Source organism: Methanobrevibacter sp. (genome assembly GCF_045130115.1).
GTDB lineage: Archaea > Methanobacteriota > Methanobacteria > Methanobacteriales > Methanobacteriaceae > Methanocatella.
Window position 1 is genome coordinate 1 of record NZ_JBGUPC010000052.1, and the last position, 20,285, is coordinate 20,285.

The 20,285-nt window shown below is 32.4% G+C and carries 18 protein-coding genes; 7 read left to right on the forward strand and 11 right to left on the reverse strand.

The window, feature by feature from the left end; all coding sequences use genetic code 11:
* From ACJMML_RS08790 to ACJMML_RS08825, 8 genes are all read right to left on the reverse strand, one after another.
* On the reverse strand, positions 1–150 hold a 150-nt coding region (locus tag ACJMML_RS08790), incomplete at its 3' end, for a terminase large subunit domain-containing protein (RefSeq protein ID WP_405307010.1).
* A gap of 9 nt (positions 151–159) precedes the next feature.
* Positions 160–747: a pyridoxal 5'-phosphate synthase glutaminase subunit PdxT gene (gene pdxT / locus ACJMML_RS08795; RefSeq protein WP_405306944.1), complete on the reverse strand. Its 588-nt coding sequence runs from the start codon at positions 745–747 to the stop codon at positions 160–162.
* A gap of 40 nt (positions 748–787) precedes the next feature.
* Entirely contained in the window at positions 788–1,672 is an 885-nt protein-coding gene (gene pdxS, locus ACJMML_RS08800; protein WP_405306945.1) for a pyridoxal 5'-phosphate synthase lyase subunit PdxS, read from the reverse strand.
* A gap of 101 nt (positions 1,673–1,773) precedes the next feature.
* Positions 1,774–2,211, reverse strand: coding sequence for a molybdenum cofactor biosynthesis protein MoaE (locus tag ACJMML_RS08805; protein ID WP_405306946.1), 438 nt, complete (start codon positions 2,209–2,211; stop codon positions 1,774–1,776).
* 44 nt (positions 2,212–2,255) lie between these two features.
* Positions 2,256–4,568, reverse strand: coding sequence for a ferredoxin:CoB-CoM heterodisulfide reductase subunit HdrA (gene hdrA / locus ACJMML_RS08810; protein ID WP_405306947.1), 2,313 nt, complete (start codon positions 4,566–4,568; stop codon positions 2,256–2,258).
* A complete protein-coding gene (gene hdrB, locus ACJMML_RS08815; RefSeq protein ID WP_405306948.1) occupies positions 4,565–5,506 on the reverse strand; it encodes a ferredoxin:CoB-CoM heterodisulfide reductase subunit HdrB in 942 nt (313 codons plus the stop codon). The genes hdrA and hdrB overlap by 4 nt, the downstream gene beginning before the upstream one ends.
* On the reverse strand, positions 5,503–6,114 hold the full coding sequence (hdrC, locus tag ACJMML_RS08820) for a ferredoxin:CoB-CoM heterodisulfide reductase subunit HdrC (protein ID WP_405306949.1): 612 nt from the start codon (positions 6,112–6,114) through the stop codon (positions 5,503–5,505). The genes hdrB and hdrC overlap by 4 nt, the downstream gene beginning before the upstream one ends.
* Before the next feature lie 13 nt (positions 6,115–6,127).
* A complete protein-coding gene (locus tag ACJMML_RS08825) occupies positions 6,128–7,381 on the reverse strand; it encodes a methanogenesis marker 16 metalloprotein (RefSeq protein WP_405306950.1) in 1,254 nt (417 codons plus the stop codon).
* 455 nt (positions 7,382–7,836) lie between these two features.
* Here ACJMML_RS08825 and ACJMML_RS08830 point away from each other — a divergent pair, with 455 nt between their 5' ends.
* Positions 7,837–8,685, forward strand: a complete 849-nt coding sequence (locus tag ACJMML_RS08830; RefSeq protein ID WP_405306951.1) for a methanogenesis marker 8 protein — start codon at positions 7,837–7,839, stop codon at positions 8,683–8,685.
* A 67-nt stretch (positions 8,686–8,752) separates the two neighbouring features.
* Here ACJMML_RS08830 and thiI read toward each other — a convergent pair whose 3' ends face one another.
* Positions 8,753–9,907 (reverse strand): tRNA uracil 4-sulfurtransferase ThiI, encoded by a 1,155-nt coding sequence (gene thiI, locus ACJMML_RS08835; RefSeq protein WP_405306952.1) that lies wholly within the window; start codon positions 9,905–9,907, stop codon positions 8,753–8,755.
* A 300-nt stretch (positions 9,908–10,207) separates the two neighbouring features.
* Between thiI and ACJMML_RS08840 the strand changes: the two genes are divergently transcribed.
* The 5 genes from ACJMML_RS08840 (at position 10,208) to ACJMML_RS08860 (ending at position 16,501) form a co-directional block, all read left to right on the forward strand.
* Positions 10,208–10,924 (forward strand): UPF0280 family protein, encoded by a 717-nt coding sequence (locus tag ACJMML_RS08840; protein WP_405306953.1) that lies wholly within the window; start codon positions 10,208–10,210, stop codon positions 10,922–10,924.
* 519 nt (positions 10,925–11,443) lie between these two features.
* Positions 11,444–13,006 (forward strand): nitrogenase component 1, encoded by a 1,563-nt coding sequence (locus ACJMML_RS08845; RefSeq protein WP_405306954.1) that lies wholly within the window; start codon positions 11,444–11,446, stop codon positions 13,004–13,006.
* A 16-nt stretch (positions 13,007–13,022) separates the two neighbouring features.
* The gene (locus tag ACJMML_RS08850) at positions 13,023–14,393 is read left to right on the forward strand and encodes a nitrogenase component 1 (protein WP_405306955.1); all 1,371 of its coding nucleotides are present in this window, start codon (positions 13,023–13,025) and stop codon (positions 14,391–14,393) included.
* 16 nt (positions 14,394–14,409) lie between these two features.
* Positions 14,410–15,282: an AAA family ATPase gene (locus tag ACJMML_RS08855; RefSeq protein WP_405306956.1), complete on the forward strand. Its 873-nt coding sequence runs from the start codon at positions 14,410–14,412 to the stop codon at positions 15,280–15,282.
* A gap of 211 nt (positions 15,283–15,493) precedes the next feature.
* The gene (locus tag ACJMML_RS08860; RefSeq protein ID WP_405306957.1) at positions 15,494–16,501 is read left to right on the forward strand and encodes a DsrE/DsrF/DrsH-like family protein; all 1,008 of its coding nucleotides are present in this window, start codon (positions 15,494–15,496) and stop codon (positions 16,499–16,501) included.
* 62 nt (positions 16,502–16,563) lie between these two features.
* Here the strand turns inward: ACJMML_RS08860 and ACJMML_RS08865 are convergent, their stop codons facing one another.
* Together ACJMML_RS08865 and ACJMML_RS08870 are read right to left on the reverse strand one after the other, a co-directional pair.
* A complete protein-coding gene (locus ACJMML_RS08865) occupies positions 16,564–17,349 on the reverse strand; it encodes a carbon-nitrogen hydrolase family protein (protein WP_405306958.1) in 786 nt (261 codons plus the stop codon).
* Positions 17,350–17,426: 77 nt separating this feature from the next.
* A complete protein-coding gene (locus ACJMML_RS08870; RefSeq protein ID WP_405306959.1) occupies positions 17,427–18,602 on the reverse strand; it encodes a GMC family oxidoreductase N-terminal domain-containing protein in 1,176 nt (391 codons plus the stop codon).
* A 522-nt stretch (positions 18,603–19,124) separates the two neighbouring features.
* Between ACJMML_RS08870 and larE the strand changes: the two genes are divergently transcribed.
* On the forward strand, positions 19,125–20,141 hold the full coding sequence (larE, locus tag ACJMML_RS08875; RefSeq protein WP_405306960.1) for an ATP-dependent sacrificial sulfur transferase LarE: 1,017 nt from the start codon (positions 19,125–19,127) through the stop codon (positions 20,139–20,141).
* Positions 20,142–20,285 lie beyond the last annotated feature (144 nt).

Sequence of the window (20,285 nt, forward strand, 5' to 3'; positions counted from 1 at the left end):
CCTCATATAGATATATTTGAATCTTTCCAGTTGTGTCAGCTCATCAATGCCGATAAATTGATATTCTGAACCTTGATATGTATCCAAGTCATTAATGTTGCGTAAATATCCGAATGTTAATGAATTGCCATTTGGAAATGAAGAATGTATAAACCAATTTTAATTAATTTTATTTAAAACTTCTTTAATGAAATATTCATGAATTAAAGTATTTTCTGTTAATTCCGGATGAAATGATATTGCAATATTGTGCCCCTGTTGAATTGCAACTATCTCACCATCATACTCTGATAACACTTTAATATCATCTTTTGTTTCATCATAGGATTCAATTGCAGGTGCCCTTATAAATACGCCTAAGAATTTTTGACCTAAGATATCTATTAGTTGTTCAAATGAATCTTTTTGCCTTCCATAATTATTTCGTTTCACCGAAATATCCATCAATCCCAATAATGGTTGATTAAAATCTGTTTTTTTACCTAGCAATACCATTCCTGCGCAAGTTCCAAATACCGGTATGTTATTGTCTTTAATTACTTTATCAATTCCTCTTTTGCAAATGAGTTTACCAATTACTGTGCTTTCTCCACCGGAGATTATTATTCCATCACAAGCCTCGACATCTTCTGCATACCTTACGGATTCTACTTTGACATCTACACCTAATTTTTTAACAGCTTTTTTTGCCATGCCATAATGTTCTGAAACTGCACCCTGCAAATTTAAGATTCCTATTTTAGCCATATTCACACCAAAATATTCTTAAAATAAAAAAAGGAGGAAATTAAATTCCCCGATCTTGCATTCTATTAGCTTCTGTTAAAGTTGACACATCCAATCCTTTCATAGCATCCCCTAAACCTTTGGACACCTCAGCCAATACATCAGGTTTATCATAGTTTGCTGTTGCTTCAACAATTGCCTTTGCAAATGCTTCAGGATTATTAGATTTAAAAATTCCTGAACCTACAAATATGCCATCAGATCCTAGTTGCATCATAAGGGATGCATCTGCAGGAGTTGCAATACCTCCAGCTGCAAAGTTTACAACAGGCAATTTTCCAAGCCCTGCAGTTTCTTTTACAAGTTCAATTGGAGCATCAATGTTTCTTGCATATTTCCAAAGTTCTTCTTCCTGCATTCCTTGGATAATTCTGATTTCACCCATCACTTTTCTCATATGGCGGACTGCTTCTACAATGTTTCCAGTACCCGGTTCTCCTTTAGTACGAATCATTGCTGCACCTTCATCAATTCTTCTTAATGCTTCGCCCAAGTCACGTGCACCACATACAAATGGTATTGTGAATTCTTTTTTGTTAATGTGATATTCTTCATCAGCAGGAGTTAATACTTCACTTTCATCTATCATATCTACTCCAAGAGTTTCTAAAATTTGTGCTTCAGCAATATGGCCAATTCTTGCTTTTGCCATTACTGGAATAGATACAGCATCGACAACCTCTTCTACAATAGTTGGGTCAGCCATTCTTGCCACCCCTCCAGCGGCACGAATATCTGCAGGCACCTTTTCAAGCGCCATTACTGCAACAGCACCAGCATCTTCTGCAATTCTTGCTTGTTCTGCATTTACCACATCCATAATGACTCCACCTTTTGTCATTTTAGCAAACCCTTCTTTTAACACATCAGTTCCTTTTTTTACCATGTAATTTTCTCCATTAAAAATATAGATTTATTTTCTTTATATGCAACTCAATTTATTAATCGAATACTCATAATCTTTTCACAGAACAGGATGGTTATGATTTATCCACCTGCCAAAATTGTTTTTCTTCCTTCTTTTGAAATTTCTTCTTTTTTAAATTCCACATTGAATTTAACATTTTCAATTGTTTCTTTTAATGCTTCAAGGGTTTCATTTCTATGGGAACCTAAAACAGCAACTAAAAACAATGTATCTCCTGTGTAAAATTCACCAATATAATGAACAACTGAAATTTCATGAACATTATATTTGATTTTAGTATTGTCAACTATTTTCCCAATTTCCTCTACAGTTTTTTCAACATCAGGAGTTGATAAAATCAGCTTTTCCAAATGCATATTCTCATCTTTTCCACGAACCATTCCTTCAAAAGTGAAAATTACTCCTGAATAATCAATTTTATTACTTTTTTTCAAATCAGCAATTAAATCAGCTGTTGTAATTTTATCATCTTTAGCTTTTATAACTTGTACAACCATTCAAAATCACCATTTATATAAAAAATTAAAAATAAGAGGTTTTTTCAAACCCCTTCTATTTCATTCAGATTTTCAATTTGTTTGTCAAAATCATTTAACTTGCGGGCAAGCCCCTCAAAGTAGGGAATATATACTTTTGAAAATGCCAATCTATTCGGATTTTCATCAGCATTTGCAATCTGTGTTTTCACCCTTTCGATTTTACGTTCAACTTCATCATACATTAAATCACCCGGGAATTCACCAATAAATACACCATCTGCACCGTTATCAAGTGCATGTTTAATATGGCTAGGCCTTACACGATTAACAGAGTGAACTTTTATTATATGTATTGATTCTGGATAATTCAGTCTATTAACTCCAATATTATCCGCTGCAGTATAGCCTATAGTATCCAAGAATACCAATATGATACGTTCGCCATCCACTTTTTTAGACAATACACCGTTAATTGTAGCGAATATCTTCTCATCAATATTACCGTTAATGTTGATTGCACCATGTTGACAAACAGTTAAGCATTTTCCACAACCGTCACAACTCATCGGATCCAATACCAGTTCATCATCAATGATACTTAAAGCCTTAAATTTACATTTAGCTAAACAGTCACCACATAATTGACATTTTTCATGGTCAATATCTGCAATGAATGGTTCAACTTCCACTCCACCATGATTGTATTCACTGACTTTAGATGCTGCGGCTGTTGCTTGCATTATGGAATCAGTAATATCCTTAGGGTCTTGTGCAGTACCGCAAACAAATACTCCTTGAACATCTGTTGTAACTGGTTTAATTTTGGGATGTGATTCTTTTATGAATGAATCTTCTGTAGTTCCAATGTTTAAGATTTCTGCAATTTCCTTAGTTCCTTCAGAGGGTTCCATCGCCGTTGAAAGTACAACCATATCACATTCAATTTCTTCAAATTCACCTTTAATTGTGTTTTCAACACGTACAATGAAATTATCCCCTTTAACGGCAACTTCACCAGGTCTACCCCTTAAGAACCTAACTTCATTAGATTGCGTATGTTTATAGTATTTTTCAAACATTCCCGGAGTTCTCACATCAGTATAACAAATTAAAACATCAGTATCAGGATACTTGTGTTTAATGATGTTTGCATTTTTAGATGCGACCGAACAGCATATTTTAGAACAATACCTATGCCCATCAGGCTTTTCATCCCTTGAACCTACACATTGAATCATCACAACTCTTTTTGGAACTTCACCATTAGCTTTTAATAATTTACCTTTAGTGGGTCCATTTACGCCAGTTATACGCCCAAGTTCTGCTTGTGTAATAATATCAGGATGTCTTTTATAGGAGTAATCAGGCCTTTTATTAGGATCTATCAATTGATGACCGGTAGCTATTATAACAGAACCTACCTGAAGCGGAACTTTCTCAGGTTTTTCTTTTAGAGAAATTGCATCCATCATACATTGACGTTTACACTCACCGCACTTTGTACATGCATCCCCGTCAATTACATATGCTTCAGGATAGGATTGTCCATATGGCCTATAAATTGCTTTCCTTAAAGATAAACCTTCATTCCAGTCATCGGGAACACTGATTTCACAGACATCACTACATTTTCCGCATGCAATACATTTATCAATGTCAACAAATCTTGGGGATTTCTCCACAATAAGATTATATGTTCCAGCATGACGATTGGCACTGATAACATTTGAGTTAGTCCAAACAGTTATGTTTTCATTCCATACCAAATCATTTAGAATAGGATTAAGCAAACACATACCACATTCTTCAGCAATTTTTACAGGAGAGAAAACTTTACCTATTTTAGCCATATGCCCACCTAATGTTGGTGACTTTTCGATAATAGTGACTTTTGTTCCCTGGCGTGCAATGGACAATGCTGCATTCATTCCAGCAATCCCCCCTCCAATAATCGCTACCTCATCAGGGGTTTGACAATAAATAGGATTAACCTCATCTGATTGCTTGACCTTTTCTATAGATGCATTAATAAGCGTAATGGCTTTTTTTGTAGCTTTCTGTTTATCATCATGAACCCAAGAACATTGTTCCCTAATATTTGCCATATCCATCAAATAAGGATTTAGAGGTTTCACATAATCTTGAAATGTTTTTTCATGACTTATGGGTGAACATGCGCCGATTACAACCCTATCCAAATGATGTTCGATAATTGCATCACGTATGATTTTACGTCCATTTAATGAGCATAAATTTTCAAATTGTTCTATTACCTCAACATCAAGTGATTGTCTGACTTCATCCAAATCTACGGTATCAGAGATGTTTCCACCACATTCACATAAGAAAACACCGATTTTCAAATCTCCACTCATGATTCAACCTCCTTTAATTCTGTAATCACAGAATCGATTTTGGAAGTGTGTGCCTGAACACCGACAACACTCTCCCAATCAGCACCCATTGCAATAGCAATGAATTGGGAAATATTCAAATGAATCGCTTTAAATTCCCTGCCTTCCCTTTTAGAGATTAATGGTTGGTATCTGTCAAATTGGATATGGCAATTAGGACATAAATGCACTACAATTTCAACACATTCATCCTTAAGTGAATTCATTTTATCTGCTGTCGCTGTAAATGATAAATCTGGATTAGAATATCTTTGCCTGAATCCTGTACCGCATGATGCTCTCTTATGATCATACCACCCGATTGTTTTGCATCCGCAGGCTTCAATGAGTTCATCAATTATATTCGGATCCCTTACACCAGCAATGGTATCTTCATAATGAACTTTGCAGTAATGACACCCATGGTGGGTAGCTATCCTGTATTGGCTTAAATCGTATTTAATATGCTTTTTAATTTCGTCTTTTTTACCATATAAAATATCTACAAAATGAAAGATATTTTCTGTAGGTGTCAAATCATTCTTTTCATATTTTAAATGATCTAAACCATTTTCTTCAAATAAAGTATTGATTTCATCCCGTAACTCATCTTTATTATTTAATAACTTAACGGATTTTTTGTTAATTGCATAACATGTAGCGCACATCATTACAAGATTAGGTCTTCCGAGATCTTGAGCAACTTTAAAATTACGTGCCCCAATTGCAGTTGTTGAAACTTGATCAAAAACATCAGAATAATGCCCTAATCCAGTACAACAGGTCTGTTTTTCCGAAATACCATAATCAATACCTAACTTTTCAAAAACATATTTAGTTGAGGATTCGATACCGGGATACTCTACACTTACAAGACAACTTCTAAACAGAAGGAGATTTTTATCTGGAATATCTTTCATTTGTTAGCCTCCTCTTCTTGTGATTTTCTAATATTTTCCATTCTTTGCTTAAATCCAGTAATTGTTAAAATTAAACTAACTTCATCAATAACATCTTCTGGAGGCATTAATGGGGGATAAAGATTTAATTTATCCCTGTTTTCTTCTAATTTTTCAAATCTGATCTCTTCCCATCCAGGGACATCTTTTGCAATATCATCAAAAAATATTTCCGGGATTGCTCCGATTGCGGCATCAAAATATGAGTCAGCAAATCCGAGATATTCATAAAGCTTATCCCATCCTATACCTTGGTTTATTGCAAATTGTTTTAATATTTGATTTACTTCACAAACACTGTTCCCAACTGGACATACACTATGACAAGTATAACAATAAAAACAATTCCATAAATAATCTTCATGCATTATTGTTTCATCACCGTCAAGAACTCTTTCAATAATTTCTCTAGGATTATATTCAGAATGGCGTGCTGCAGGACATGTGGAAGTGCATAAACCACATTGCACACATTTTAAGACACCATCATCCCTAGTATTCTTTACATTAGCTATTATATCTTCTGCAAAATTAATGGGAGCATCATTAATCTTTTGTTGAGTAGTCATTAAAACCACCTCACTACAAAGTAAATTCCTGTGTTTCAAGTAACTTTTTCAACTGATTAGATAATTTATTTCCTCTTAATCTATCAGATTGTCTGCAGATAATTGGCACGTTGACTAATTTGTCATTAATTTCCAAATCAACATCGCCGGTATTCATGTCAAATGCATCATTCTTACAGAAGTGAGCGCATAATCCGCATCCAAAGCACCTTGTCAAATCCAATCTTTCATTTGCAAATGCCTTTGTTGGACAAATCTCTTCAATTGTACATGAATCACATTTTGAACATTTTGATCTGTCATATTGTGGTCTTAAATCATAGCCTTCCCACATTTCTTTGTAGTTGGTTTCACCTAATGGTAAATGACGACCCTTTATTTCTGCTAATGGCAATTTAATGTTTTCATCCGTGATGAGCAAATTATTATATATTTCCTCATTTAAAACCGGAATAGGAATGGCCACAGTATCATAAACTTCACCGCCCTGACCAGTTTTATATCCTCCGAGATAATATGGATCCATCTGCTTATAATCAGCAGTCAACATTAAATTCGGTTTTTCAGCACTAGAACGTGTACCGTCACCTAAAACATACCCTTCAGCTCCATTGAATAAAAATCTGGTTCCAGTTTTTATTACATTATGTGGAATATCATTCTGTAATGGATTCAAATCGCCACATCCTGAAAATGTTAAACCGGAAAGATTTCCTTCTAATGGAATTGCAGAAAAAATAGAATTGATTGGTTCGTTATAAGTATTAACAAAAGCAGTATAATTTTTAAATGCCATTCTAGTTCCTATAATTTGGCCTCTTCCAATATCATCTATAGTTATTGTGTTTTCAATAGTTTTGCCTTCAACACTTTCAACTCTCACATCAATTGTTTTGCCTTCTAAAAGTTCTTTTAAAACAAAACCCCCACCATAATTGTGGTCATAAATTGAATGAGTAGTCCCATGAAGTATAACATCAATTGCACCTAACCATTCGTTTGGACATGGCCCTGCATGTGCCGGAACCCCATTTAAAAATACTTCTTCAGCCCGTATGAATTCCCCAGGCCCAGAAACTATAAAATTGAGTATAGCAGCTGTACCACTCATTACACCACAAGTTCCTGTTGTAACCACATCAACTTCATCAAAACTTGGAGTGTTACCTTCTTTAATAAGTTTTTTAAACTCTTCTGCCGTGTAGATATTGGCCTCGCCTTTTTCAATCTTTTGATTGATCTGGCTAATAGTTCTTTGATTAGTCAATTTCACTACTCTCCTAAACTTTCCTTATTTTCCAATTTGGTTCTTCTTTAAGACTGTAAATCCTTTAAAGGTTTAATATCATCACTGGAATCCATGCCCGAGTTTAGTGTATTATCCAGTAGGATGAAATAGACTAAGCTTTGTAAAGTAAATTTTTACTTTTATCAAAGTAATCTAGGATTTAATCAATTTCATCATTTGATTTCGCCCGATTTTATCAATTGATATCTTTCACCTTCTCATATTTTCTCATGATAAAGAAGAGTTGATATTTAGATAAACTATCCCTTCCATTTAATTTTTTAAATTTTGAGATAGAAACTTAAAAATATCACAATAGTTATATTTTTAACTTATAGTATTTAAATATAACAATAGTTAACTTTAATGTGAAAATTTATCACAAAAAAGTAAACTCCAAATCTGAAAAAGGTAATGTTGTTCAAGGTGAAACTATGGCAAAAGACTATCATGTAATCGAAGCTTTAGGTAAAACAGAAGTAGTAATAGAAAATGGAGAAGTAACCTCAGTTGGAGAACCCCTTGTTGATTTCTGCCCTATTTTTTATAAAATTGACGGTGCCGAACATCTAACTAAAGATTTCATAAAATGGAATATGGAAAAAAGGATTCGTGAATTTGGGATGTGCACACCTCAAAGAGTAGTGAAAATGAAAGATTTCATGAGCTTTGGAATATCTGAGATTCTAAGAACAAACATTGAATTAGGATTGATTGACTGTGTTGTTGGCGTGTGCGAAGGTGTTGGAACATTGCTGATGACAGATCCGGAAATTATTCAAGGTGTAGGTGGTCGGGTATCTGCACTTATTAGCACTACTCCAATACCGGAAGTTATTGAACAAGTTGGAATCGAAAATGTATTAAATCCAGAAAACTCTGATTTAAACCCTATAAAAGGATTGGAAATGGCAATTGAAAGAGGATATAAGAATATTGCAATTACAATTCTACCCTCCAAATCAATTGAAGAAATCGGCCAATATCCTTTGCCCGATGGTGTAAATACATATATGTTCGTAGCGCACACCACAAATGCGAGTCTAAAAGAAGTGGAAACTGCATTTAAATACTGTGAAGTCATAACTGCGTGTTCATCTAAAAATGTTAGAGATTACGCTGAAAAAGAAAAATCCTACTATTCAGGCTCCAAGGTACCTATTATTGCAATTACTGAAAAAGGAAGGGAATTCTTAGATAATAGGCTTGAAAAAATTGGTAAACCACTGACAACAAATGATTATCCTATGAATAAAGATGAACATTCAAAACCATTAGTATAGAAAAAAGTGAAAGGGGAATTTATTAAATATCATCTCTTTAAATTTCTAAAAATAAATATTTGGAGATTCAATCGAGTCTCCTAATATTTTCAAACGCTTTTTCAATATATTCATCTTGGTTCATATCTTCACATGCTTTTTTTGAAAAATCCAAGTCAGCATGTGTTTGCGGATATCTTGGAACTGCACTGCATCCCCCATCATCAATTTCAGATATTTTAAATGTTCCAATATCCTTTGCAATAGCAGTAATTTCTTCTTTATCCAAACCAATTAATGGAGATAATATTGGTATGTCCACACCATATCTTGTTGCAAGGATATTAGGCAATGTTTGTGAGGCAACCTGACCGACACTGCTTCCATCAACAATAGCATTGGCCCCCAATTCTGTTGCTAACTTTTCTGCTATTTTATACATTCCGGATTTACATAACACACAAGTCATTCTCTCCGGAGCTTTAGTTTTAGCAGCTTGAAGATATTCACCATAGTCTACAACTCTTTTTTTGATAGGCAATCCTTTTGCATATGTGTTTAATTGATCAACCAATAAATTAAAGTTTTCAGTTACTTTTGGGCCGGAAAATGGATCATTGTTAAAGTGAAGCGCTATGACCTCACAACCCCTTTTCATCATCAGATATGCTGCCACTGGTGAGTCAATACCGCTTGAAATTAAGGCAACAACCTTTCCTTGTGTTCCAAGAGGCAAACCTCCAGGACCTTTGATTTTTTCATGGAAAATATAGGTATCATCTCCCCTAACTTCAACAAAAATAGTCAATTCAGGATTTGTCAAATCAACCGGAGCTGATACAACATCCCTTACAACTTTTCCACAATATGCACCCATTTCCTGTGAACTAAAATCATGTTTTCCAACACGCCTGCATTTAATTGCAAATTTGGTGTTCTCATCAATAAGATTTTCTTTAATTAAACCTTTGACATAATTAACTAATGTTTTTTCAATATCTTCGTAATTTGTTTTAGTTAATACTACAGGAGAATATGATACTACACCAAAAACATGATTTAATTTTTCTATTCCCTCATCAAAGTTTTTTGGATGAATATATATTCTACCTTGATTTCTTTCAACTTTACATTCAAGTGTTGCTTTAATATTCTTAACAAGTCTTTTTTCAAAACGTGCCCTTATTTTAGAGCTTTTTACACCTATTTCACCATATCGTGCTAGTATTAAATCGTAATTCATTCAAACACTCTCTAATTTTGATATATGCTGAAAATTAATAGCAATCCCTTCAATACTAGTTAAAATATAACAGCAAGTATAACATATAAAATTTGATGTTATATAAATGTTTTTATAAGATTAATTAAAGAACAAAAGGAATTTGTTCAAAATTATAACACTTTGATATCTTTAAAATGTTTAATTAAAGCAAAAAGTGATTTTAAAATTTTTTAATGAATTATAAGCTCAAAATAATCTATTTTTATATAATTCCCATAAGAAAATTATTTATAATAATAACAATTGTAATATATGATTATGCATTTTGAAGAAATTAATTTAGAAGAAACACATATTCGCCTAACAACGGATTTGAAAAATCAGGAATTGAAAAAACATATCTATAAACTAAGATATTATTTAAAAGATTATATTTATAAAAATCAAGATTTTTTACTGTCTTTGAACCCAATTAAACCACATGATGATGATTTACATCCCATTGTTGAAAAAATGTACTATTCATCAAACTGTGCCGATGTCGGACCTATGGCATGTGTTGCAGGAACCATTTCAGAAATGTCACTAGATTATCTAATTGAAAACGAATCGAAATATTCAATTGTTGAAAATGGTGGAGACATTGCTCTTATTAATGATGAAAAAATAATTTGTGGAATTTATTCAAATAACAAAATTTTAGGAAACAAAATAGGTTTTGAAATAAAAGCTAGAAAAAAACCACTTGGCATTTGCACATCTTCTGGCAAAATAGGCCATTCTATTAGTTTTGGAAAATCAGACAGTGTTACTGTAATTAGCAAAAGCCCATCCATTGGTGATGGACTTGCAACAAGAATTGCTAATGATGTTAATGGTGAAACGTCAGAAGATAAAGTTTTCAATGCTTTAGAAACAGCAGAAAGGTTTAAAGAATATTTCCAAGGTATTTTAATAATATCCCAAGACAATGTAGGAACAATTGGGAAAATCCCAAAAATTGTGGAAACGGAAGAATTTGAAGTGAAAATATAATTTATTCAGATAGGAAATTAACTTGTTTTTAATGGGAATTAGAAAAATTAATAATAGTTATTATATGGACTAATTTAAATTTTAATTCTGGAATTTTCAAATTAGTTTCAAAATTTTTCATAAAAAAATAAACATCACCACAAAATTTATATATTAGTTTAATCTAACTTTCATCTACCAGACTACTTTTATAACAATAGTTATAAAAAAAATATTTCAACAAATTAAAAAAAAAGGTGTTAAATTATGTGTAGATGCAATATGATGAATCAAGAATGTAATCACATGTGTATGCCTTTAGACATGTGTATGTGATATTTTTTTAGTAATGAACTATTGTAATGTTTTAAAAATCGATTTCCATACTGATTCGACAATATTTTTCGTTAAATGGGAATTATGTTTTAATTAAACTTTTATGAGGAGTTTAATTAATTTTTGTTGACAATTGTTTAAAAGTGAAAATAATATAATTATTTAATATAACAATTGTTATATTTTTTCAGGAGGACAATTAATATGGCTAAACATGCAAAACATCATGGAAAAGAGTCTTGTAAAAGAAGAAAACTTAAAAAATTGCTTGATTTAGAAAAAGATACTTGCCCTAATAGAGAACAACGTGCTAACGGTACTAATGTTTATTATGGGAAAGCATCTGATTTGTTAAATGATGCAAAAAAAGGAAATATTAGAATTCCTGATAGAAAATTCCAACAGTCTGGTGGTTGTGTATTAAATTTCTATCTTTCAAATAGAGTAACAACTATTCGTGATGCAGTTACAATATTTAATGCACCAGTAGGTTGTTCAGCAGGATCATTGGGTTATAGGGAATTATATCGTGGAGTTCCAGAATCATTAGGAAGAACAAATGAATACAACTCTGCTTGGATGACCACAAATCTACAACAGGATGATGTTGTATATGGTGCTTCAGAAAAATTAAGAGATGCAATATTGAAAGCAGAAGAACGTTACAGTCCTCAAGCAATTTTCATATTAACCTCATGTACCACAGGAATCATTGGGGAAGATATTGAAGGAACTGTTGATGAAGTTCAACCAGACATAAATGCAAAGATTGTACCAATTCACTGTGAGGGAATTAGAAGTAGATTAGTTCAAACCGGTTATGATGCTTTCTGGCATGCAATTTTAAAATACTTAGTTAAAGAACCAGAGAAAAAACAAGAAGATCTTGTAAATGTTGCAAGTATGTTATCATACACCTGGCAGGACAGGTTAGAAATAAAAAGATTACTTGGAAAATTAGGGCTTAGAGTGAATTTTATTCCAGAATTTGCAACGGTTTCAGACTTCGAACAATTATCTGAAGCTGCTGTAACTGCACCAATTTGTCCAACATACACTGATTATTTATCTCGGGGATTAGAACAAAAATATGGCGTTCCATATTTCTTATATCCTTCTCCAACAGGTATTTCAAATACTGATGAATGGTTGAGAAATATAGCTAAATTTACTGGTAAAGAGGATGAAGTTGAAAAGTTAATTGAAGAAGAGCATAAAATTTGGGTTCCAAAAATGAATGCTATTAAAGAGGAATTTGTAAGTTTAAGAAAAAATGGTAAAAAGCCAACAGTTTTAGGTTCACTTGGTCAGGGAAGATTAGTATCTCAAATGCCTTATTTCGATGAATTGGGCCTCGCAACTCCTGCTGCAATGGCACAGGACTTTGATGATTTATTAATAGATGAACTTGAAGAAATTCTAGAAAATAACGGGGATTTCCAAATAATGGTTAATACATTCCAAGCTGCAGAACAAGCTAATGTAACAACTAACTTGGACCCAGATTTAACATTAACTTGCCCATTCCAAGGAGGAACCTGGGAAAGAGATAATAATGTAACAAGAATTCATTCACTTAGAGGCGATCCAGAACCTACAAGTGCTCAATCTGGTTATGCCGGAGCAATTGCATTTGGTAACTTCTTGTTGCATGCATTTAAAAATAAGTCTTATCATAAAACTTTGGCTGAAAAAACAGAAAAAAGTTATAAAGATTGGTGGTACGAACAAGATAATCCATTGTACTACTTAAATGAAGGAAAATAATTCAGGAAGTGATTATTTGTCTAGCGAAAATACATTGGATAACAAATCAGGAATATCAACTAATGTTGAGCATTTTGAAAGAGAATCAGTTGAAGCACCACGTTACAGTTGTGCTTTAGCAGGTGTTTATGGTACCACCTTAGGTATTAGAGGAGGAATTCCAATATTGCACTCTGGTGCCGGATGTGGTGTTGGCCAACTATTTGGAACACTCTATGCGGGTGGAGAATCTGCTGGTGGAAATGAAGGAGGAACTAGTACTCCTTGTTCCTGTCTAGTTGAAGAACATGTAATTTTAGGTGGTGAAGAAAAACTTAGAAATCTAATTGAATCAACAATTGAAATAGCTAATGATGAATTATTTGTTGTGACTTCAGGTTGTGTTCCATCATTAATTGGTGATGATGTTGACCAGGTTGTAGAAGAATTTAGAGATCAAGCAGCCGTAATTCATGTTAATGCTCCAGGATTTAAGGCTAATTCCTTGGAAGGTTATAATCTGTTTTGGGATGCCATTATAGATCAATTATTGCCGGAAGAAAAAGGTACTGTAAAAGAAAAAACAGTCAATATTTTCGGAATTGTCCCATACAACCATGTTTATTGGAAAGGTGATCTTTTAACAATTAAAACTCTATTAGAATCAATAGGAATAAAGACCAACATTATCTTTTCTGAAAAAAATGGTTTAGAGCATATTAACAAAATTCCAAACGCAGAATACAATATTGTTGTAAATCCATGGTTGGGAGTTAGAGCCGTTGAAAAATTGGAAGAAAAATATGGAACACCCTTCATTAAGTATCCAAATGTCCCTGTAGGTGCAAAACAAACTGGCGAGTTCCTAAGATTAGTTGGTGAAAAACTAAATATTCCAAATGAGACTGTTGAAGAATTCATTACAAAAAAAGAAGATTGGAATTATAGATTAATGGAATACCCTGGCGATGCCATAATTTTGGTACGTCCAAATTCATTCTATGCCGTTGCTGCTGAAAGCAGTTATGCTATTGGATTTACTAAATTTTTAGCTAATGAATTAGGGTATTTGCCGGACATTATTCAGATAACTGATAATCCCCCAGTTGAAGTGAGGGAAGAAATATTGTCTGAAATTAAAAATAATTTAGATACTGTAGTTGAACCTGATGTGATATTCGAAGCAGATACTTATAAAATAAGGAAAAACCTGGAAGATAGACCATTTTTATTCCTATTTTCCAGTTCAATAGAAGCTCCCACATCAATAGAAGATTATAATGCTTTGCATGTCCCTATTTCATACCCAATATATAACAGGTCAGTTCTTGTAAAACATTATGCTGGCTATGATGGGGGATTAACATTAGTAGAGGATATTGTAAGTTCATTTGTAGGACCATTATAAAAAAGGAGGTAAGATTGTGCCAAAACAAATAGCAATATATGGAAAAGGTGGAATAGGAAAATCCACTACCACTTCAAATTTATCAGCAGCTTTATCCGATTTGGGGTATAGCGTAATGCAAATAGGTTGTGATCCTAAAAACGATTCAACAACCACATTAAGAAAAGGTAAATCCATTCCAACAGTATTGGATACTGTAAGAAAAAGATCCGGTGATTTGGATAATCTTGTTCATGAAGGATACAATGGAATTCATTGTATTGAAGCAGGAGGTCCTGAGCCAGGTGTTGGATGTGCTGGAAGAGGAATTATCGCAGCTATAGAATTATTAAATACTAATGGTATTATTGAAGAATACAATCCAGACATTATTATTTACGATGTATTAGGAGATGTTGTATGTGGTGGTTTTGCAATGCCTATTCGTAAAGGTATCGCTGATCAAGTTTATACTGTAACTTCATCCGATTACATGGCAATTTATGCTGTAAACAATTTATTCAAAGGTATTTTGAAATATTCAAATAATGGTGGTGCATTATTAGGTGGGGTAATTGGAAATTCAATAAAATCCACTCTTCAGGAAGATATGATTAAAGATTTTACAAATGAAACAAACAGTGATGTAATTCAGTTTGTTCCAAGATCCCCTACAGTAACACGCTGTGAGTTGGATGGAGTGACAACTATTGAAGGAGCACCTGATTCAACGCAAGCAGAAGTTTACAGAGAACTTGCTCGAAAAGTAATAGCGAATAAAAACAAGTTTTTACCAACCCCATTTGATAATGATGATCTGTCTGATTGGGCATCCGGCTGGATAAATCAATTATTATTAAATGAGAAAATTGAAAAAGACAATATTCAAAAAGAAAGTTCTGGAATATAGTCTTTATAATCTACAAAATTGAAACACAAATATCAAATCAAACATATGTCAACCTCAAGAGAATTACATATTCTCTTTAAATGAAACACGGATAATTAATCAAATACAACCAAAATCAACTTCAATTATGATTAATTATCCATCCTCCCTATTAACTAATTTTAAATATCTTCTTTTTCATTGTTCGGGCGAAATTAAGGAAGTGATGAAAATGACAAAATCAATCAATACTGAAGAATTATTGGAAAAAAATATAGGAGAAATTCAAATAATCGATGTGAGAGACAGTGAAGAATTAATTTTAGGAAAAATTGAAAATTCAATTAATATTCCACAATCAAAGCTATCATTTAATCTTGATAAAATTGACAAAACAAAAGAAATAATCGTATACTGTAAGACTGGTGAGAGAAGCGACAAAGTAACTGACGAATTAAATTCTTTAGGTTATGAAGCCTATAGTCTTGAAGGCGGTTTTGAAAAATATCAAGAACATATTGTGGGATTAAAAGCTATTGAGCTTGATGTAAAAGGCCAAATGTGTCCCGGACCAATAATTAAAATTGCTGATACAATTAATGAAATTCAAAACGGTCAGAAAATATATGTTGAATCGGATGAAGACGCATTTGCATCAGACATTAAAATATGGTGTGAGCGAACTGGAAATAAATTAGAATCACTGATTATTGAAGAGAACATTATAAAAGCAACTATCATAAAACAAAACCTACCCGAAATTCCAAAGGATGATGATAAAACATTTGTAGTCTTTAGTGGAGATTTGGATAAAACAATAGCTGCATTTATTATTGCAAATGGAGCAGCATCAATGGGAAGAAACGTAACAATGTTTTTCACATTCTGGGGATTGAATATATTGAGAAAACCTGAGAAAGTAAGTGTTAAAAAAACATTGATTGAAAAAGCATTTGGGTTTATGATGCCAAGAGGAACTAAAAAATTAGGGTTGTCTCGAATGAACATGATTGGGTTTGGTCCAAAAATGATACGCTCAATTATGGATCAAAAAGGAATATTGTCACTTGAAGAGTTAATAGAAAGTGCAAAAAGCCATGGAGTTCGTATTGTAGCATGTCAAATGTCAATGGATATCATGGGAATACACCAAGAAGAGTTAATCGAGGGTGTTGAACTGGGAGGGGTTGCAACCTTCATAGGCTCTGGTGAAAAAAGTGATATGAGCTTATTTATTTAAAGCAAATGTTTGAATAGATATTGGGCAAATTAAATCTCGTAGGATATGCAATTATCTTTAAATTAACCATACATTTCTTTTCTAATGAATGGAATATAATTTTTATTATTTGATTTGTCCAAATCTACATTCGCATAAAGTATTTCTTCATCATCACTTGCAACAGCTAGTGTATCTCCATTGACATCACAAACAATGGATTGGCCATTAAATTCCATTTCATCTTCAATGCCTACACGATTGCACATTGCAATTATTACATTATTTTGAAATGATTGGACTTTAATTTCCCATTTAAATAACTCTTCAGGTTCATCTGTAGTATTGGCTGTGGGTATTAATATTAATTGAGCGCCTTTAAGTGTTAATGTTCGGATACTTTCAGGAAAATGTCTGTCAAAGCAGATTGCAATGCCAATCTTTCCAAACTTGGTTTCAAATACATTGAACCCCTCATCAGATGGATCATAATAGCTTTCCTCAAAGAATTTTTCAGCTTGTTTAATATGAACCATCTTTTGTTTACCTATCATATTTCCATGGTTATCAATTAAAAAAGACATGTCATATGAATTATTATTTTCTAAGACATATACGTTAGGAGCGGCAAAAATATCATATTTTAAACAAGCTTCTTGAATTCTTTTAATGTAATGTGAATCTTGTGTTATTAAATAATTTTCCACATTAATATTTTCGTATTGGGGAAAAAATGGAGTTAAATGTATTTCTGGAAACAGAATTAAATCAGCATTGTTTTCACTAGCAGTTCTAATTGAATTAATTGTTTTTTTCAAATTTTCATCGATCTCTTCAGATATTTTCATTTGGGCCAATGCTATTTTCATTTATCCTCCCTAGATTAGTTAATCAGGTTTATTTCACCAATATCTTTAAATTTTAATTTAAATTCCACATTATCGCCTTAAATATTGTTATTTACAATCTTTGCTACTTTTTTGGCTATTGCCACAATTGTTAAAATCGGAGGTCTTCCTGGAGCTTCAGGTATTACACTGGCATCAGAAACGTATAATCCTTTGATTTCAGTTTCGAAATTATTGTCTACAACTTCACCTACTGCAGCAGTCCCCCCGGGATGTGCTCCTTTAAGAGATGTTGCAACAATAGATCCTTCATCAACACCCAATTTTAGAAGTATTTTAACAGCTTTCTCATACCCTTCTTTGATTAAATCAGCATCGACTTTAGTTAGTGTCTTTTCAATGTTTCCATTATTATCTATTGTTCCGATACATGTATCTGCAAATTTAAGCATAATTCCAATTACATCACTTTCTCTAGCTTTCATGCCTTTTTCTTTCATTAATGGCAGTAATTGCATTGAATAATGTGGTGATAAAAAATATGGTCCAAATTCGGCTTTAATACCCATCATCAGTTCATTTTTTAAATTTGCATCTTTTAGGTATCCTCCAATTGTTGTGAATATGTCAAAGAATATTTGACCTCCGACATTTTTTATTCGTGAATTTTTTAATATTATTGGAGTGTTCAATGCTCCTGCAGCTACGACAACTTTCTTTGCTTTAAATATTTGTTTTTCATTGTTTTCATTTATTCCAACAACACCTGCTACACGACCCTTTTCATGTAGTATTTCAATCACATTTAATCCTGTTATCAATTTAGCTCCATATTCCTGAGCTTCTTTGATGAAGTATGTCGCATCCCATTTTGCATCAAACATGCATCCGTTTACGCATTTTCCGCAAAATCTGCATTTTTCAAAGTTGATGAACTTTGGCATTGGTTCTACGACATATCCTAAATTGTTTCCTGCTTCAGCAATCAGTTTTGTTGCATGCCCCCATGATTTCTTGGGGAAATAAGTAACATTTAATTCACCGCTGGCTTCTAGGAGTTCTTCAAAGATATCCAGATTTTTATCTTCAAACTGCTGCATTATTGAGTTTGTATAACAGCCACTGCATGAAAAGCATGCGTTTCCGATTGATGAAGTTGTTGTTCCTCCGACTTCTTCAATGTTGGTTAAAGTCAATGGCCATGTTAAGAATTCATATTTTTGTTTATCATCATCTGAAAGGTTATTTTTCAGATGAATTTCTTTATTTTTCATATATTTGACATAACTTCCATCACCTTGTTTTTGCCCTTTATCTAATATGAGGACATTTCGTCCGTTTAAAGATAAATCTTTAGCGACTGTTGCTCCTCCAGCACCAGTTCCTATTACAATAACATCAAAAATTTTAATTCCTCCAAAATTATTAACAATTGTTATATTATTCTTTAAATGTTTAAATATTTTCTGTCGGACTGTGAAAAAAATTCAAAAAATATTTATACAATAATTTACATTACTAACTTTATGGAAAAAATAACTATTGTTATATAGTTTAATTTCGAAGGGATTCTGTTTTTTCCATGTTCTCGGGCGTGTATAAAAGTCTTAAAAATAAAAATAAATTTTTAAGCAACTGGTTTCATAAAATCTCTAACCATTAGGAGAAACACATCATTAACGAGCAATAACTCCTTAATATCTAACTATTAATCAACTTCTTAAAGCTCGTTAATAAAAAGAGCATCATTTGATGCTCTTTAAATTTAAAAAAAACTTAAAGATACACGTGATAGAATGAATTTAGAAGAGAAAATAGAAATCGTGAAAGAAACTTTAAAAGATAAGAAAGTGGCTATAGGTTTTTCAGGAGGTGCTGATTCAACACTAATAGCTTACTTATCATCAAAGGTTGCAAAAGATACACTGGCCATTACTATTGATAACCATCTGTTGCCAACTGGTTTTGTCGAAAATACTCAAAAACTAGCTAAATCATTTGGAATCAAACATGAAATAATTGACATTGACTTTTATAAAAAAGAATATTTTTTATCAAACGATTCAAAAAGATGCTATAACTGCCGTAATTTAATGTACAGTGAAATTGAAAAGCTTGCTCAAGAAAAAGGTTTTGATTTTGTATGTGATGGCAATAACATTAGTGATTTGGTTATTGATAGACCAGGAATTCTTGTAACTTATAAAAAAGGATTCAATACTCCTTTTATTGAAGCAAAATTAACCTCCAAAGAAATTCATGAGTATTTAAATAAAAATGATATTCCATATTCTAGATCAACCACCTGCCTTGCAACAAGAATTCCAACCAATACAAAAACCACTGAAGAAAAAATTAAAAGAATTCGTGACTGTGAAGACTATATCTACAATAACACCAACTGTGAAATTGTTAAAGTCAGAGATTTTGGAAAATTTGGTATATGTGAAGTAGACAACATTAATGAAATAATAAAAGAGGATAGATTTAAACTAATTAACAACAAATTAAAACAAAAAGGTTTTAAAAAAGTTGCTTTAAATTTATCGCCAATCGATGATGATGAATACATAGCCATAGAATATGACAACGGATCATTTAAATACAAACTACCCTTTACAATAAACATTGAAAATACCAAAAAACAATTTGAAAATGAAAAATTTATTGACATTAAAGATAGAATAGATACCGAAAAAACTACTATTTTTGAAGAGGGATTAATAATCGGACGAGGATTTAAAAATTATGACGATGCATTAATTAATTTTATGGAAATACTGCCAAAACTAAGAAGAAATATAAGTGACTAATTTTCACTTATCCTTTCATGCAATATTGTTTCCAATAATTTAAAATTTAAATTAATTACATTTAATCAACAACTTTAAATTTTATCAGTTAGAATAGAGAGAAAATAGTAGAAATATCACATGAGTTTTCATATAACAATCTAA